The sequence below is a fragment of the Polaromonas sp. genome, from assembly GCF_010365105.1.
Taxonomy (GTDB): domain Bacteria; phylum Pseudomonadota; class Gammaproteobacteria; order Burkholderiales; family Burkholderiaceae_C; genus Polaromonas.
Genome location: NZ_JAAFGZ010000005.1, coordinates 137,914 through 154,082, shown reverse-complemented (window position 1 = coordinate 154,082; position 16,169 = coordinate 137,914). Strand labels below are relative to the sequence as shown.

Sequence of the window (16,169 nt, the reverse complement as noted above, 5' to 3'; positions counted from 1 at the left end):
CCGGTATTGCGCAAACGGCTTGTTTTTCTTGAAAACGCGTGTCAAGACCGGCTTGAAGGACGTCAAAGTATCCGGTTGAACCAGAGCAGCGACAGGCTGGCCGACAGCAATCCCAGGAGGGCGGCGGCCAATGCCAGCAGCCCGGAAATCTCGGTTTCCTTTTTCTCCACCGTCAGCCGGGAACTGAGTGTCTGGTAAACCTTTTTCAGGTCGCCCGCCGTGCCGGCATAAAAGTATTCGGCCTGGGTGGCCCGGGCAATGCCCTTGAGCGTTTCCTCATCTAACTTGACGCGCATCGACCAGCCTTCGAATCCGATGGTCTCGCCTTCGACCGTTCCCACGCCCACGGTATAGACCCGAACGCCCCGGTCTGCCGCCGCTTTGGCCGCGTCGAGCGAATCGACGCCGGTGGTGCGCTGGCCGTCGGTCAGCAGGATGATGGCGGCGGAGTTGTAGGAGCCGGGCGCGACCGGCGTGAACGGTTTCTTGCCGCTGGCATCGTCCTTGCCGGCCTGGTCGAGCGACAGCCCGCGCTTCTTGTCCCGGCCTGTTTCCAGCGTTTCCAGGTCGATGCCCGCGTCGGGAAACAACTCGCCGAGCGACACGATGATGCCGTTGCCGATGGCCGTTCCGCGCTGCAACTGGAACTTGTCAATCGCCACCGTCAGGTCCTCGCGGCTCAGGGTGGGCGGCTGCACCACGGCGGCGGTGCCGGCAAAAGCCACCACGCCCACCCGAACACCGCGCGGCAGGTCGGCCAGGAAGGCCTTGGCGGCATTTTGCGACGCCACCAGCCGGTTGGGCTGCACATCGGTCGCCCGCATGCTGCCCGACACATCCATCGCCAGGATGATGGTTTCATTTTGCGACGGCAGCGTGATCACGGCGAACGGGCGTGACGACGCCACCAGCATGGCGGCCAGCGACAGCAGGAACAGCAGTGGCGGGATGTGCCGGCGAAAGCCCTGGCCCTTTCCCATGGCTTCCCGCACGATGGACAGGCTGGCATAACGCAGCGCCATTTTTTTCTTGCGGCCCAGCAGCCAGACATACACGGCCACCAGCAGCGGAAGGGCCAGCAGCAGCCACAGGAACTGGGGCCAGAGAAAAGTCATGGGAAGTGTCATGGTGGTGTCTCCACGCTGTTCAGCCTGCACGGGCCAAATGGGCCGGCAGCCGGCCTGCGGCAGCAGAAGCGCCGGTCAGGCGGCTGCGCTGTTTGCGCAGGTCGGTAAAACGCATGATGGCGTTGGTCAAATCGTCGTCGGTTGAAAGCTCCAGCGTGTCCACGCCCGCATTCCCCAACGCCTGGCGCAGGTCGGCTTCGCGCTGGGCGGCAATGCGCGCAAAGCGTTTGCGAAAGCCGGCATCATGGGTATCGACCAGCAACTGTTCGCCGGTTTCGGCGTCCGTGATCGGGATCAGGCCCAGGTCGGGCAACTCCAGTTCCAGCGGGTCGAGCAGGCGCACCGCCACCACGTCATGCCGCTGGGCCAGTTGCCCCAGCGGCGCTTCCCAGCCCGCTTCGGTGATGAAATCGGACACCACGAACACCGTGGAGCGGCGGCGTACCAGGTTGGCGGCCGACGCCAGCAGTTCATGCAGGCGGGTCGGTCCCGCGCTGGGCGCTTCCGGCCGCGAGCGCAGGGTGTGGAGCAGGTTCAGCACATGGGGGCGGCCGCTGCGCGCGGGCAGTACGGCATCGACACCCGAACCATAGAGCATTGCGCCGACGCGGTTGCCATGCCGCGTCAACAGGCGCGCCAGCACGGCCACGAAGTCGGTCAGCACCTGGCGTTTGCGCTGGTCGCTGGAGCCGAAATCCATCGACGGGCTCAGGTCAAGCAAAAACCAGGCGCTCATCTCGCGGTCCTCGGTGAACACGCGCACATGCGGCTGCTGCAGCCGGGCCGTCACGTTCCAGTCGATATGCCGCACGTCATCGTGGTACTGGTATTCGCGCAGGTCGGCCAGGTCCATGCCGGTGCCGCGAAAAAGCGTGCGGTAGTCGCCCTGCAGCAGCCCGTCCAGCCGGCGCAGCACCGTCCACTCCAGCCGGCGCAAGAGATGGTCAGCGCTTTCGGCAGGGGCAGGGAGTGGCGCCACCGGCGGCTGCGAAGCCAATGACAGCCTAGCCATGCATGTCCTCGCAGGCATTCTTCAATAGCTCAGCACGATCAAGGCAAATCCCCCGAATGCCCAAGCACCGGCCACGGAACCGGCTTTGCCGGGCCGCAGGCGGGGCGGCCCCCTCGGGGGGCAGCGACCCGCGAAGCGGCGGAGCGTGGGGGTTAAGTACTCGGGCCGCAGGCGGGGCGGCCCCCTCGGGGGGCAGCGACCCGCGCAGCGGCGGAGCGTGGGGGCTTGTTCTAGGCCACGAGTTTTTCATGCGCAAGCGGCTTGGCGGGTTGCGGGATTCTGGCCATGATTTTGTCCACGATCCGGTCGGCGGAAAAGCCTTCCGACAGCGCTTCATACGACAGCACCAGGCGGTGGCGCAGCACGTCGGGAATCAGGTCGGTCATGTCTTCGGGCAGGGCATAGCTTCGGCCGCGCAGCATGGCCAGGGCTTTGGCGCCTTCGGTCAGGTTGATGGTGGCGCGCGGGCTGGCGCCGTAGGTGATGAAACGGGCCAGTTCGTCCAGGCCATGCCTGGCCGGGTTGCGTGTGGCCGACACCAGCCGCACTGCATACTGGACCAGCGACGGATCGACATAGACGCGCCGGCACTCGGCCTGCAGCGCCGCCAGCTGCAGGGTAGTCGCCACGGCCGACACCGCCACCGCCGAGCCGGTGACGCGCTGGACGATGACAAACTCTTCCTCGTCGGTCGGGTAGTCCACCATCACCTTCATCATGAAGCGGTCCACCTGTGCCTCGGGCAGCGGGTAGGTGCCTTCGGTCTCGATCGGATTCTGTGTGGCCATGACCAGGAAAGGCGCGGGCACCTTGTGGGTGATGCCGGCAATCGTCACCTGGCGCTCCTGCATCACCTCCAGCAGCGCGCTTTGCACTTTGGCCGGCGCCCGGTTGATCTCGTCGGCCAGCAGCAGGTTGGTGAACACCGGCCCCAGCGAGGTAGTGAAGTCGCCGGTCTTCTGGTTGTAGATGCGTGTGCCCACCAGGTCGGCCGGCACCAGGTCGGGGGTGAACTGGATACGCTTGAACTGGCCATGAATGGTTTCGGCCAGCGTCTTGATCGTCAGCGTCTTGGCCAGGCCGGGAACGCCTTCGACCAGCAAATGTCCCTGCGCCAGGATGGCGACCATGACGCGTTCCAGAAACCGGTCCTGCCCGACCACCACGCGCTTGACCTCGTAGAGGATCTGCTCCATCAGTTGCGCGGTGTCGTGGCCGGCAGCGGACGAATGCTCAAAACTGTTCGAATCCATGAAAAAAAGCCTTTCAAAAACCTTCAAAAAGGATGCATGCCGGCTGCCGCGGCGGCATTTTCAATCGGTACCGCAAAACCGATGCCGACAAAAGAGCGCTGCCCGTTGGGGTTGTAGATGGCCGTCACGATGCCGATCACCTCGCCTTCCATGGTGACCAGCGGGCCACCCGAGTTGCCGGGGTTGGCGGCGGCATCGAACTGGATCAGGTTGGTGATGGCTTGCTCGCCCTCGGGTGAACGAAAGCTGCGCTTGAGCCCCGAGATGACGCCGCTGGACGCCGATGGGCCAATGCCGAAGGGGTAGCCTACCGCCACCACGCCGTCGCCCGGCACCAGGTCGGCCGTCGAGCGCAGTGTGGCGGCGATCAGGTCGTCGGGAATCTTGTGGGCCTGCAGCACCGCCAGGTCATTTTCGGGCTGCACGCCGGTGATGCTGGCGGTGGACTCCAGCCCGTCGGCAAAGGTGAGCTTGATGGTTTGCGCACCTCGCACCACATGCAGGTTGGTCAGGATGATGCCCTTGTCCGTGATGACGACACCGGTGCCCACGCTGCGGTCGGCATGTTCGTCGCCGTCCTTGTCCCTGGTCGGCTTGCCCAGCCCGACGACCCGAACGACCGATGGAATGATGGCCTCGTAGGCTTTCACCGCCGGCGAGGGAAGCACGGTCGTTTCCAGGGTCTTGAGCACGGCGGCGTTGATGTCCTTCTGGGTCAGCTTGCGTGCGCCAGGTTGCAGCGAGGAGAACAGGCTGATCGCCAGCAGCAGGGCCAGCATCCCGACCACCGACCACAGCAGGTGGATGTTGTGCAGTGACAGGTGCCGCATGAGCCGCGAGGTGCCCGACGGGGACGGGCCCGCCGCTTTGTTTTCTGGATGCGCCTGCCGTGCCCGGGATGGCGGTGCAGGCTCGGCATCATCAGTTGCTGCAGGCGGCGCGGGACCCTGGCGTTGGGCACTACTGTAGAGGGCGGGCCTGCGCATTCGTTCACCTGTTAGGTTATGTGAAAAACCAGCGGGACAAGAAATGCACCGTAGCATGATTTCTGCTTTGCTGCACACGCTCAAAGCCATGCAAGGGGCTTGTTGAAACATCCACTTTCGGTTTGTTTCAACTGGTCTCAGGAAACGCTGGCTGGCGTGTCAGCGCTTTCACCCGTGCAGCATTTCGCCTTGAAAAAAAAGCGCCTGAGCCGGTTGGCTTTGTGTGTCACCATGCCGGACCAGACCAAGCCCTGCTCTCTTGCAAACATCTTCATGACCTTCTGGATCGACACGCATTGCCATCTTGACGCCGCCGAGTTTTCCGCCGACCTGAGCGACGTGCGGGCGCGCGCTTTTGCCGAAGGCGTGGCGCATTGCGTGCTGCCGGCCGTGGCGGTGGGAAATTTCGAGGCGGTCCGGCTGCTGGCGCATCGTTTTTCGGACAGTTATGCGCTGGGCATCCACCCGCTGTGCGTGCCCGGAGCGCAGGACGCCGACCTGCAGGCGCTGGATACGGAGCTCAGTCTTCGCCGGGACGACCCGCGCCTGGTGGCAGTCGGCGAGATCGGGCTGGATTATTTCGAGCCCGCGCTCAAGCAAAGCCCGATGCGCGAGCGCCAGGAGTTTTTCTACCGCGAGCAGCTCAAGCTGGCGCGCCAGCATGGCCTGCCGGTCATGCTGCATGTGCGGCGTTCGGCCGACAAGCTGCTCAAGCACCTGCGCGAGCTCCAGCCCGCAGGCGGCTGGCGCGGCATCGGCCATGCCTTCAACGGCAGCGAGCAGCAGGCGAATGAATTCATCAAGCTGGGGCTGAAGCTCGGCTTTGGCGGCAATGTGACGTTTGACTCGGCGCTGCAGATCCGGCGCCTGGCCGGTTGCCTGCCGCTGGAGGCGCTGGTGATGGAAACCGATTCGCCCGACATTCCGCCGTACTGGCGCTACCGCACTGCAGCGCAGCGGCAGGACGGGCAGGGCCAGGGGCGCAACGAGCCGGCCGAACTGCCGCGCATTGCCGGCGTGCTGGCGCAGCTTCGCGGCCTGACGCCCGAGGCGCTGGCCCGGGCCACCACGGCCAATGCGCTGCAGGCTTTTCCCAAGCTCCAGGGATTGATAACGTGCTGACCGGCCTGGCGCCGCTGGTATCTGGCAACACCCGGCTTCTGATCCTGGGCAGCTTTCCCGGTGTGGCCTCTTTGGCTGCGCAACAGTACTACGGCCATCCGCAAAACCGGTTCTGGACGATTTTGCAAGCCATTTGGCCCTCTTGCGCAATGCCCACGGGCATTAATAGCTATAAAATCCGTAGCGAATGGCTGCTGGACAGGGGTCTGGGCCTGTGGGACGTGTATGCCGCCTGCGAGCGCGAAGGCAGCCTGGACAGCAGCATCCGCAAGCCGCAGGTGAATGATTTTTCGCAGTTGCGCAACTGGTGCCCCGGCCTGCAGGCGATTGCGCACAACGGGAGCGAGAGCTTCAGGCATGCGCGCCATACCCAGCGGCTGGGCCTGCCGGTGTACCGGCTTCCGTCCACCAGCCCGGCCAACGCGTCCTGGTCGTTTGAACGCAAGCTCGCCGCCTGGCGCGAGGTTTTTGAGCAACATGGATTGACCGACAAGCAATGAGCAAACTCCCGTTTCCCTCCACCACCGAAGACGTCTTCAAGGCCTGGGCGCTGGAGCGCGCCACGCAACGCAAGGGCGGCCTGTCGCCGCGTTCGCTGGCGTCCTACCACTCGCTGTGGGCCGGTTGGACCGAATTCCTGCTCGCCCACGGCCCGCTGTCCTGGAACGAAGCCAAGTCTCCTGACGTGCGCGCCTACCTCGAAGCGCTGAGCCCGCGCGGTCAGGCGCGCGGCATGCTGCAGGTCAGCACCGTGACCCAGCGCCGCTACTTCCGCGTGCTGAAGAAAATCTATGCCTTTGCCCAGGCGCAGGACTGGGTGGCCGACAACCCGGTGGACGCTGGCGCGTCGGTGTCGCCGACCGAGCAGATGGATTCGCTGGTGTTCCATGCGCTCGACTGGGACGCGCTGCTGCAGGCCGTGCCGCCGCCCATCGACCCGCCGCCGCAGGACCAGCCCTGGCTGGAAGTTCGCGACCAGGCGATCCTGCGCCTGATGATGCAGTCGGCGCTGACAGTGGCCGAACTGGCCGGGCTGGACATCGGCGACGTGCAGCATCCCCGCCTGGGTTCCTCGCACGGCGTGGGCGAACTCTGGCCGGCAGAAGAAGCAGCCTCCAGCGCAAACGCACCGGCGGTCATGCTTGACCTGAGCGGCGCCCGCAAGGCGCAGGACCGGCGCATCACCCTGCCTGTCGAAGCCAGCGCCGCCGTGCTCGCCTGGCTCACGGTGCGTAGCGCGCTGCCGCTGCCGCAGGACGCCGGCACGCCGCTGTTTGTCTCGCGCAAGAAGGCCGGCCGGCTGACGCCGCGCGCGCTGTTCCACCTGGCCAACCGGCATGTCAGCGCCACGCTCGGGCCGCGCTACCCCGATACCGTACTCGCACATGCCGGGCCGATGACGCTGCGCAATTCATGCATCGTTCGCTGGCTCGATGCCGGCCTGCCCGACGACGACATTCTGGCCCGCGCCGGCCTGCGTGAAGCCCAGGCTTTGTTGCGCCTGCGCAAGCATGTGCATGCAGCCGATGCAGCGGATTCGGGCGCGCCGCAGGCATGAGGTGAAAATGGGGTTTGCGCCTGTGGCGTTTCCCCTTGAAAAAATCCCTGATCGCGATCCATGTCAACCAAAGAAAATCCAAATGCCCGGCTCCTGCCCGAAGTCAACTTTTCCGACTTCGGCGACGTGCGCTTTTTGCACCTGGGCACCGAATGGGTGCAGGGCTCGATGCTGAAGGACGCGCCTTACGACATCGAGCTGGAGTATGTGCAGCGCATGATGGCCGGCCTGCTGTTCCTGGACGCCGAATCGGTGGCCAAGAAGCATGCGATGCAGCTCGGGCTGGGGTCGGCTGCGCTGACCAAGTTCTGCCACAAGAAGCTGCGCATGAAAACCACCGCTATCGAGATCAATCCGCAGGTGGTCACCGCCTGCCGGCTCTGGTTCAAGCTGCCGCGTGATGATTCGCGGCTGAGCGTCATCGAGGCCGATGCGGCCGATGAAATCAAAAAACCGGCGCACCGGGGCACGGTCGATTTGCTGCATGTGGACCTGTACGACCATGAAGCGGCTGCGCCGGTGCTCGACGATGCCGATTTTTACGCCAACTGCCGCGAACTGCTGACCGAAGACGGCGTGATGACGGTCAACCTGTTCGGCCGCGATTCGAGCTACGAAGCATCGCTGGTCAAGATGGCCGAGGCCTTCGGCCCGGAGTCCATCTGGGCCTTCAGGCCGACGCGCGAAGGCAACACCGTGGTGCTGGCGCAGTTCGAGCCGACGCGGCCGGAACGCGAGGAGTTGCTGCAGCGCGCCGGCATCATCGAATCGCGCTGGGACCTGCCGGCCAAAAAATGGCTGCGGCTGTTCAAGCCGGTGCTGTGACTCGCCGTTGTCCAACACCGCCTCTCCTTTGAAAGGCTTCCATGAATGCCGTCCTGCCGCCCAAACCAACTCTGAATCCTCCGGCCTCCAAGGCGCATGCCGGTCCGCTCGACTGGCGCCGGCTGGTTGAGTGGCTGGCGCAGGACGGCGTCATCAGCGCCGCTGACGCGCAGCGCACCATCGCCCGCTGCGCACAGGTGCAAAGCGCCCAGCACCCGGTCGTCAGGCTGGCCAGCATCGGCATGACGCGTCTGCCAGACGGCAAGCCGCTGGACGCCGAAGCCATCAGCGAGTGGCTGGCCGGATGCGCGAGGCTGAAATATATGCGTATCGACCCGCTCAAGGTCGATGTGGGCAAGGTGGCCGACTCCATGTCGGCGGTGTACGCCGAGCGCCACAAGGTGCTGCCGGTGCAGGTCACGGCGCAGGAGCTGGTGATTGCCACGTCCGAGCCCTTCGTCACCGACTGGGTACCCGAGGTCGAGCGCCAGTCCCGGCGCAGCGTGCGCCTGGTGGTGGCCAATCCGCTGGAAATAGCCAAGTTCACGGCCGAATTCTTTGCGCTGGCCAAATCGGTCAAGGCCGCGCTCAAATCGAACAGCGGCTCGGGTTCGGCCAGTTTCGAGCAACTGGTCGAGCTGAACAAGAGCAGCCGCCAGCTGGACGCCAACGACCAGGGCGTGGTGCAGGTGGTGGACTGGCTCTGGCAATACGCCTTTGACCAGCGCGCCAGCGACATTCACCTGGAGCCGCGCCGCGAGCAGGGCGTGATCCGCTTTCGCATTGATGGCGTGCTGCATCCGGTGTACCAGCTGCCGATGGCCGTTCACAACGCCATGACGGCGCGCATCAAGCTGCTCGGCCGCATGGATGTGGTCGAAAAGCGCCGCCCGCAGGATGGCCGCATCAAGACCCGCAACCCGCGCGGCGACGAAATCGAGATGCGCCTGTCCACGCTGCCGACGGCCTTCGGCGAAAAAATGGTGATGCGCATCTTTGACCCCGACACGACGGTCAAGAACCTCGATGCGCTGGGTTTTTCATTGCACGACGCCGAGCGCTGGGAGCAGCTCGTCAAGCGTCCGTACGGCATCGTGCTGGTGACCGGGCCTACCGGTTCGGGCAAGACCACGACGCTGTATTCGACCCTGAAAAGGCTGGCGACCGAAGAGGTCAACATCAACACGATCGAGGACCCGATCGAGATGATCGAGCCGGCGTTCAACCAGACGCAGGTCCAGCCGATGCTGAACTTCGGCTTTCCCGAAGGCCTGCGCTCGCTGATGCGCCAGGACCCGGACATCATCATGGTTGGCGAGATCCGCGACCTGCAAACTGCCGAAATGGCGGTGCAGGCCGCGCTCACCGGTCACCTGGTGTTCAGCACCTTGCACACCAACGATGCGCCGTCGGCAGTTTCGCGGCTGATGGAACTCGGCGTGCCGAACTACCTGATCAATGCCACGTTGCTCGGCGTTCTGGCCCAGCGGCTGGTACGCACGCTGTGCAGCCATTGCCGCCAGCCTGACGAAAATGCCAAGCGGGAAACGCTGGCCGAAATGGTCAAGCCCTGGCAGATCACCGGCAGCTACCGGCCTTACAAGGCGGTGGGCTGCGTCGATTGCCGGATGACCGGGTTCCGGGGGCGCATGGGGCTGTACGAGTTGCTGACCGTGACCGAAGCCTTCAAGGACAAAGTCTCGAAGGAACCCAACATGGACGCGCTGCGCCGCCAGGCGATCAGCGAAGGCATGCGCCCGCTGCGGCTGGCCGGTGCGCTGAAAGTCGCCGAGGGGCTGACCACCATCGAAGAGATACTCGCCACCACGCCGCCCCTGTCCTGACAAGGCGTCTTCAAAGCCCGCACGTTGCCCTGATTCCTGCTCTCCGATATGCCGTCTAGGGGTATCCCCGATGTAGGTGGAAGCCACATCCTTTGGCAAGGTCTTTGAATGCACAATCCAGCGATTCATACTTTTTCGAGGAGACAAACCGTGAGAATCAAGAGTCAAAAAGACTTTTTTTCCGGGCTCATGTTCATGGGCATCGGGGTGGCATTTGCCTGGGGAGCCACGACCTACAACGTCGGCAATGGCGCGCGCATGGGACCGGGTTACTTCCCGCTTTATCTGGGTGTCCTGATGACCATTCTGGGTGCGGCCATCACCTTCAAGGCGATGGTGGTCGAAACCATGGGCGGTGACAAGATCGGCAAATGGGCCTGGAAGCCGCTGTTTTTCGTGATTCTGGCCAATCTGGTGTTTGGCGCGCTGCTGGCCGGCCTGCCGTACTTTGGCTTTCCTGCGATGGGCCTGATCGTCGCCATTTATGCGCTGACGTTCATTGCCAGCATGGCCGAGAAAGGCTGGAAATTCAAGGCCACGTTCATTCTGGCCACGGTGCTTGCCGTTGGCAGCTACCTGGCCTTTGTGGTTGCGCTGAAGTTGCAGTTCCCGGTGTGGCCCGAATTCATCACCGGCTAAGGAGAATAAAAAATGGAACTGATTGAACACCTCTCGCTGGGTTTCGGCGTGGCCTTCACGCCGATCAACCTGCTGTATTGCCTGGTCGGCTGCATCCTGGGAACGCTGATTGGCGTGCTGCCCGGCATTGGCCCGGTGGCGACCATCGCCATGCTGCTGCCGGCGACTTATGCGCTGCCGCCGGTGTCGGCCCTGATCATGCTGGCCGGCATTTATTACGGCGCGCAATACGGCGGCTCGACCACGGCCATCCTGGTCAATTTGCCGGGAGAATCGTCCTCGGTCGTCACCTGTATTGACGGCTACCAGATGGCCCGAAAAGGACGAGCGGGGCCGGCGCTGGCGGCGGCCGGTCTGGGTTCGTTCTTTGCGGGCTGCGTGGGTACCCTGATCCTGGCGGCGTTTGCGCCGCCGCTCACCGAACTGGCCTTCAAGTTCGGCCCGGCTGAATACTTTGCGCTGATGACCCTGGGCCTGATCGGCGCGGTGGTGCTGGCTTCCGGCTCGCTGCTCAAGGCGATTGCCATGATCGTACTCGGCCTGCTGCTCGGCCTGGTGGGCACCGACGTGAACTCTGGCGTGGCCCGTTTCAGCTTTGACGTTCCCGAACTGACCGACGGCATCGGCTTCGTGGTGATTGCCATGGGCGTGTTCGGCTATGGCGAGATCATCAGCAACCTGGCGCAACCCGAGGAAGAACGTGAGGTGTTCACGGCGGGGGTCTCAGGCCTGTGGCCGACCAAGCAGGATTTCAAGGACATGACGCCTGCCGTGTTGCGCGGCACCTTCCTGGGCTGTGCGCTGGGTATCCTGCCGGGCGGTGGCGCCTTGCTGTCGGCGTTTGCCGCCTACGCGCTGGAAAAGAAAATGAAGATGAAGCCGGGCGAAGTCCCGTTTGGCCAGGGCAACATCCGCGGCGTGGCCTCTCCCGAGTCGGCCAACAATGCCGGATCGCAAACCTCCTTCATTCCGCTGTTGACGCTGGGCATTCCGCCCAATGCCGTCATGGCGCTGATGGTGGGCGCCATGACGATCCACAACATCCAGCCCGGCCCGCAGGTCATGACCAGCAACCCCGAATTGTTCTGGGGCCTGATCGCCTCGATGTGGATCGGCAATGCGATGCTGGTGATTTTGAACCTGCCGCTGATCGGCATCTGGATCAAGCTGCTGACCGTTCCCTACCGCTACCTGTTTCCGGCCATCGTGCTGTTCTGCGCGATTGGCGTGTACTCGACCAACAACAACACCTGGGACGTCTGGATGGTGGGTCTGTTTGGCGTGATCGGCTACATCTTTGTCAAACTGGGCGCTGAACCCGCTCCCTTGCTGCTGGGCTTCATCCTGGGCCCGATGATGGAAGAAAACCTGCGCCGGGCGCTGCTGCTGTCGCGCGGCGACTGGAGCGTGTTCGTGACCCGTCCGATTTCTGCCGGCCTGCTGGCCGTGGCCGTGCTGATGCTGGTGATCGTTCTGCTGCCCTCGGTCAAGAACAAGCGGGAAGAAGCCTTCGTCGAAGAATGACGCTGGCGCCCTGACATCCTCCACAAAAACGGCATCTTCAGGTGCCGTTTTTTATGAACGCCGCCGATTCGAACCAGCAGCGCGACAAGGACCGGCCGGCCTTCTCTACTCAAGAGGAGTGACGCCCAAATGCTAGATGCCACCAGCCGCCCGGCACGTGCCAAACTTGAGGCCACACGACATGCCCGATGTCGCGGCGGCCTGACCGTTGCGAGCCAACCCCACCTTGAACCCTATTTCCGAATCAAATATGCCTCCACCGCAAGTGGAGCCTGTACAAACAGCTCCTAAAAGCATAGCTGGCGGATTGCTGCTGGCGAGTTTTGGCGCAATTGCCTTCAGCGGCAAGGCGATCATCGTCAAGCTGGCTTACCGCTATGGCGTCGATGCCGTCACGCTGATCATGTACCGCATGCTGTTTGCACTGCCGATTTTTGCGCTCATGGCCTGGTGGGCCAGCCGGGGCAAGCCGCCGCTGTCGCGCCGCGACTGGCTGGGCATCTTGTGGCTGGGCGTGACCGGCTACTACCTGGCCAGTTTCCTGGACTTTGCCGGCCTGGCCTACATCAGCGCCTCGCTGGAGCGGCTGATCCTGTACCTCAACCCGACACTGGTGCTGCTGCTGGGCCTGGTGTTCTACCAGCGGCGCATCACCGCGCCGCACCTTATCGGCATGGCGCTGAGCTATGCCGGCGTGGCGCTGGTGTTCGGCCACGAGATCACGCTGCAGGGGAGCGAAGCCGCCTGGGGTGCGCTGCTGGTGTTCGGCAGTGCGATCAGCTATGCGCTGTACCTGGTGTACAGCGGCGAGATGGTCAAGCGACTGGGCTCGATGCGGCTGGTCGGGCTGGCCACGACGGTCGCCTGCCTGTGCTGCCTGCTGCAGTTCGCCGTGTTGCGCCCCTTGAGCGCTGCAATTGTGGCGCCCGAAGTGATCTGGCTGTCGGTGCTGAACGCCACGCTGTGTACCGCCGTGCCGGTGCTGATGGTGATGATGGCGATAGAACGCATAGGCGCCAGCCTGGCTGCCCAGACCGGCATGATCGGCCCGCTCTCAACCATCCTGATGGGCGTGGTGATTCTGGGCGAGCCGTTCACCGCCTGGGTGGCCGCCGGCACAGTGCTGGTGATCGCGGGGATTTTTGTCTTCACACGGACGGCGCGCTAGCTTTTTCTGGTGAATGCCAGCGGGCCAGACTTCGTATCATGGGCATTTTTCCTCTGCTACGCTCTTTAAGGAACCAACATGGATTTAGGGATTGCCGGTAAATATGCACTGGTCTGCGGCGCCAGCAAGGGCCTGGGTTTTGGCTGCGCGCAGGCGCTGGTGCGCGAAGGCGTGCATGTGCTCATCGTGGCGCGCGGCGTCGAAGCACTCGAAGCCGCTGCCAATAAATTGATAGCTGACAGCGCCCGTCCAGCAAGCGCAACAGTCCAGTTTGTTGCCGCAGACATCACCACCGTCGAAGGCCGGGCCGCCGTGTTTGCGCTGCGCAAGGATTTCGATATTGTCGTCACCAACGCTGGCGGCCCGCCCACGGGCGACTTCCGCGACTGGGACCGCGATGCCTGGATCAGGGCGGTTGATGCCAATATGCTGACGCCCATCGAGCTGATCAAGGCGACGGTCGATGGCATGGCCGCGCGCGGCTTTGGCCGCATCGTCAACATCACGTCCAGTTCGGTCAAGTCGCCGATTGACATCCTCGGCTTGTCCAACGGCGCGCGCAGCGGCCTGACGGGTTTTGTCGCCGGCGTGGCGCGTACCACGTTGGCTGCGCAGGGCGTGACGATCAACAACCTGCTGCCCGGCAAGTTCGACACCGACCGCATTGCCAGCACCGTGCGCGCCGCGTCCGAGAAGTCGGGCAAGAGCGTTGAAGAAATCCGCCGCGCACAACAGGCGCAAATTCCTGCCGGCCGCTACGGCACCCCCGAAGAATTTGGCGCCATCTGCGCCTTCCTGTGCAGCCAGCAGGCCGCCTACATGACCGGCCAGAACGTGCTGGCCGACGGCGGGGCGTATCCGGGGACATTCTGACCTTCTGCCAGTCAAACCAGGCAAGACAGGCGGCCTGAGCCGGGCATGGCCGTGACGGCTGCCGGCGCAAACTTCCCTTAGTCCCAGAGGTAGTAGGCGTTTCCTTGCGTTTGTCTGGCTACCGGCTGACGCTCATGCGCGAAGCCGGCGCATTTCGCGCCGGCGGACACCGGGTAAATTCCGAAGTCTTGCGGTTTGCCGGACAGGGGCAGCGCCTACTGCCAGCTTTCCTTGGATGCGCGCCAGGGCTGGCGCCACGGTCCCATTGAATTGGTGGCCGAACGAACAATAAAGACATTGCATGGCAAAGACGGCATTTTTCAAGTTTGCGGCAGCAGCCCTCATGCTGCTTGCGGGTACCGGTTGCAGCGCGCTTTTCGAAATGTCCGGGCTGTCCGCACCTTCATTGCCGGCTTCGGTCAAATACCTGCTGTTTGTCCTTCAGGACCGCAGCGGTGAATACCTGTTTTTCATCGGGGCCGTCTATGTCAGCCTGGTGTTGTTGAAAAAACACCGCTGGATCGGGGCGGGCGCCGTTTTCCTGTTGGGCTTGGTCTGGCTGGCCTTTCATCTGCCAGTGTCTCTTTATCTGGAATCGCTCGGTGTCGATTCCTTCGCCGAAACCAAAAACTTCAACCTGGAAGAAGCCCGGTTCTGGTTGCACACCCTGCGGGAAACCATCCACCCCGATTTCAGCCTGAAGAAGCTGGCGGTCTACCTGGTGTTTTCATTGCTCAGTTTTTATGCGTTCCAGCGACTGCTGGCCCGCTGGGAACGCTCCCGGCGCCATGCTTCGCTTCTCAAGCTGTGCATGGCCGGCGTGCTGGTCGGACTGGCCTTTCAGCACACCAGCTCAAAAGCCCTGGCCGTCTACTTTGACAATTCCGAGAAATACCTGAGCACGGCGCGCAATTTCGACCAGCCTGTGCCCGAAGTCAGCGTGGCGCGCAGCCAGCCCGACCTGCTGGTCTACATCGGCGAGTCCACCTCGACCATGAACATGGGCGTTTACGGCTATCCCCGGCCCACCACGCCACGGCTGAGCGAACGCGCCCGCCTTGACGCCAACCTCATCGTGTTCGAGCATGTGTTTGCGACCCATGCGCACACCAGCCGCTCCTTGCTCGAAGCGCTGTCGCTGGGGGTGGACGACGGCGAGCGATTCCTGCCCATCACGCAAAGAAAACGGGTGTCTGTCGTGGACGTGTTGAACAAGGCCGGCGTGGCGTCCTCGCTCATCAGCAACCAGGGCATCGGCGGCTCCTGGGACCAGGCGTCTTCGGTGGTGTTCAAGAATGCCCACAAGCTTTTCAGGCAAAAGCCTAACGCCAGCGCAACCGAGGCGGACCTGGTCGAAAAGGTCTGGGACCATGAATTTTTCGGGCAACAGCTTGACACCCTGGAAGTCGGCCACAACACCCGGACCGCGACCTTCCTGCATTCCTATGCCGGCCACGGCCCCTACCATGCCAACATTCCGGAACGCTTCAGAAAGCCCGTGGACGGGCTGTTCACCCAGCTCGATCCTGCACAGATCAGGGGCAATGCCAGCGGTGAGGCCGGTTCCATTGAGGAATACGATGCGGCCATCCGGTACGTCGATTACAGCCTCGACCAGGCCATCAATCATGTCAAGCAGGTGGCCCGGCCGCTGGTGCTGGTTTACTTTTCCGATCACGGAGACGATGTTTTCCTGGGCTTGGGACATGACTCGGCCCGCTTCCGGCACGAAATGGCGCGGGTTCCGTTCCTGATTTATTTCAACGACGCGGCCCGCAAGGAAAATGCCGGTCTGTACGAAAAATACCGCCAGCTGGCACGCCAGAAGGAAACTTCGACGCTGGCGCAACTTCCCGCCACGCTGATGGATTTGATGGGCATCGGCATTCAGGGCGCGGCAAAGAACGCCGTCGTCGTCACGCCCGTGATGGGCGAGAAAACGGTGCTGCCGCCCATCATGGTGCGCGACACCGCCGACGGCACGACCTTTGTCAATGTCAATGACTTTGCCCTTCTGCCGCCTGCGGTGGCGGGGCGAAAGATCATCGACAAGACCGATGACGACACCAGGATCTATGCGGCCGTTCGTTCCGGGCGCATGAGCGTGGCGCAGGCCTGCCAAAAAACGCCGGTGTCGTTTGAGGGAGTCAGCCGGGGCATCATGCTGGCGGGCTGTCCCTATGCTTCATTCGCTGAAAAAAAGCAGTAGCCGAGCCGGCAAGTGGTGCAGGCGCTGGA

The 16,169-nt window shown here is 63.4% G+C and carries 14 protein-coding genes; 10 read left to right on the top strand and 4 right to left on the bottom strand.

Annotated elements, in window-relative coordinates:
• Positions 1 to 62 precede the first annotated feature (62 nt).
• From GZ092_RS04830 to GZ092_RS04815, 4 genes are all read right to left on the bottom strand, one after another.
• Positions 63 to 1,115, bottom strand: coding sequence for a VWA domain-containing protein (locus GZ092_RS04830; RefSeq protein ID WP_293634983.1), 1,053 nt, complete (start codon positions 1,113 to 1,115; stop codon positions 63 to 65).
• A 31-nt stretch (positions 1,116 to 1,146) separates the two neighbouring features.
• Positions 1,147 to 2,139, bottom strand: a complete 993-nt coding sequence (locus tag GZ092_RS04825) for a DUF58 domain-containing protein (RefSeq protein ID WP_293634887.1) — start codon at positions 2,137 to 2,139, stop codon at positions 1,147 to 1,149.
• Between the two features lie 230 nt (positions 2,140 to 2,369).
• Positions 2,370 to 3,392, bottom strand: a complete 1,023-nt coding sequence (locus GZ092_RS04820) for a MoxR family ATPase (RefSeq protein ID WP_293634885.1) — start codon at positions 3,390 to 3,392, stop codon at positions 2,370 to 2,372.
• 23 nt (positions 3,393 to 3,415) lie between these two features.
• A complete protein-coding gene (locus GZ092_RS04815) occupies positions 3,416 to 4,378 on the bottom strand; it encodes a trypsin-like peptidase domain-containing protein (protein WP_293634883.1) in 963 nt (320 codons plus the stop codon).
• 273 nt (positions 4,379 to 4,651) lie between these two features.
• On the opposite strand from GZ092_RS04815, the gene GZ092_RS04810 reads away from it, so the two are divergent.
• The 10 genes from GZ092_RS04810 (at position 4,652) to GZ092_RS04765 (ending at position 16,140) form a co-directional block, all read left to right on the top strand.
• Positions 4,652 to 5,500: a TatD family hydrolase gene (locus GZ092_RS04810; protein ID WP_293634981.1), complete on the top strand. Its 849-nt coding sequence runs from the start codon at positions 4,652 to 4,654 to the stop codon at positions 5,498 to 5,500.
• The gene (locus GZ092_RS04805) at positions 5,494 to 6,000 is read left to right on the top strand and encodes a DNA-deoxyinosine glycosylase (RefSeq protein ID WP_293634881.1); all 507 of its coding nucleotides are present in this window, start codon (positions 5,494 to 5,496) and stop codon (positions 5,998 to 6,000) included. The genes GZ092_RS04810 and GZ092_RS04805 overlap by 7 nt, the downstream gene beginning before the upstream one ends.
• Complete coding sequence (locus GZ092_RS04800; RefSeq protein WP_293634879.1) at positions 5,997 to 7,058, top strand: site-specific integrase; 1,062 nt, start codon at positions 5,997 to 5,999, stop codon at positions 7,056 to 7,058. The genes GZ092_RS04805 and GZ092_RS04800 overlap by 4 nt, the downstream gene beginning before the upstream one ends.
• Before the next feature lie 60 nt (positions 7,059 to 7,118).
• Positions 7,119 to 7,883 (top strand): spermidine synthase, encoded by a 765-nt coding sequence (locus GZ092_RS04795; RefSeq protein ID WP_293634877.1) that lies wholly within the window; start codon positions 7,119 to 7,121, stop codon positions 7,881 to 7,883.
• 41 nt (positions 7,884 to 7,924) lie between these two features.
• Positions 7,925 to 9,727: a type II/IV secretion system protein gene (locus tag GZ092_RS04790; protein WP_293634876.1), complete on the top strand. Its 1,803-nt coding sequence runs from the start codon at positions 7,925 to 7,927 to the stop codon at positions 9,725 to 9,727.
• Between the two features lie 150 nt (positions 9,728 to 9,877).
• Positions 9,878 to 10,366 carry a tripartite tricarboxylate transporter TctB family protein gene (locus GZ092_RS04785; RefSeq protein ID WP_293634874.1) on the top strand — a complete coding sequence of 163 codons (489 nt, stop codon included), beginning with the start codon at positions 9,878 to 9,880 and terminating at the stop codon, positions 10,364 to 10,366.
• 12 nt (positions 10,367 to 10,378) lie between these two features.
• Positions 10,379 to 11,890, top strand: a complete 1,512-nt coding sequence (locus GZ092_RS04780; RefSeq protein WP_293634872.1) for a tripartite tricarboxylate transporter permease — start codon at positions 10,379 to 10,381, stop codon at positions 11,888 to 11,890.
• A 250-nt stretch (positions 11,891 to 12,140) separates the two neighbouring features.
• Entirely contained in the window at positions 12,141 to 13,058 is a 918-nt protein-coding gene (locus tag GZ092_RS04775) for a DMT family transporter (RefSeq protein WP_293634870.1), read from the top strand.
• A 78-nt stretch (positions 13,059 to 13,136) separates the two neighbouring features.
• Positions 13,137 to 13,931 carry an SDR family oxidoreductase gene (locus tag GZ092_RS04770; RefSeq protein ID WP_293634868.1) on the top strand — a complete coding sequence of 265 codons (795 nt, stop codon included), beginning with the start codon at positions 13,137 to 13,139 and terminating at the stop codon, positions 13,929 to 13,931.
• A 301-nt stretch (positions 13,932 to 14,232) separates the two neighbouring features.
• Positions 14,233 to 16,140 (top strand): phosphoethanolamine transferase, encoded by a 1,908-nt coding sequence (locus GZ092_RS04765; RefSeq protein ID WP_293634866.1) that lies wholly within the window; start codon positions 14,233 to 14,235, stop codon positions 16,138 to 16,140.
• Positions 16,141 to 16,169: the final 29 nt, after the last annotated feature.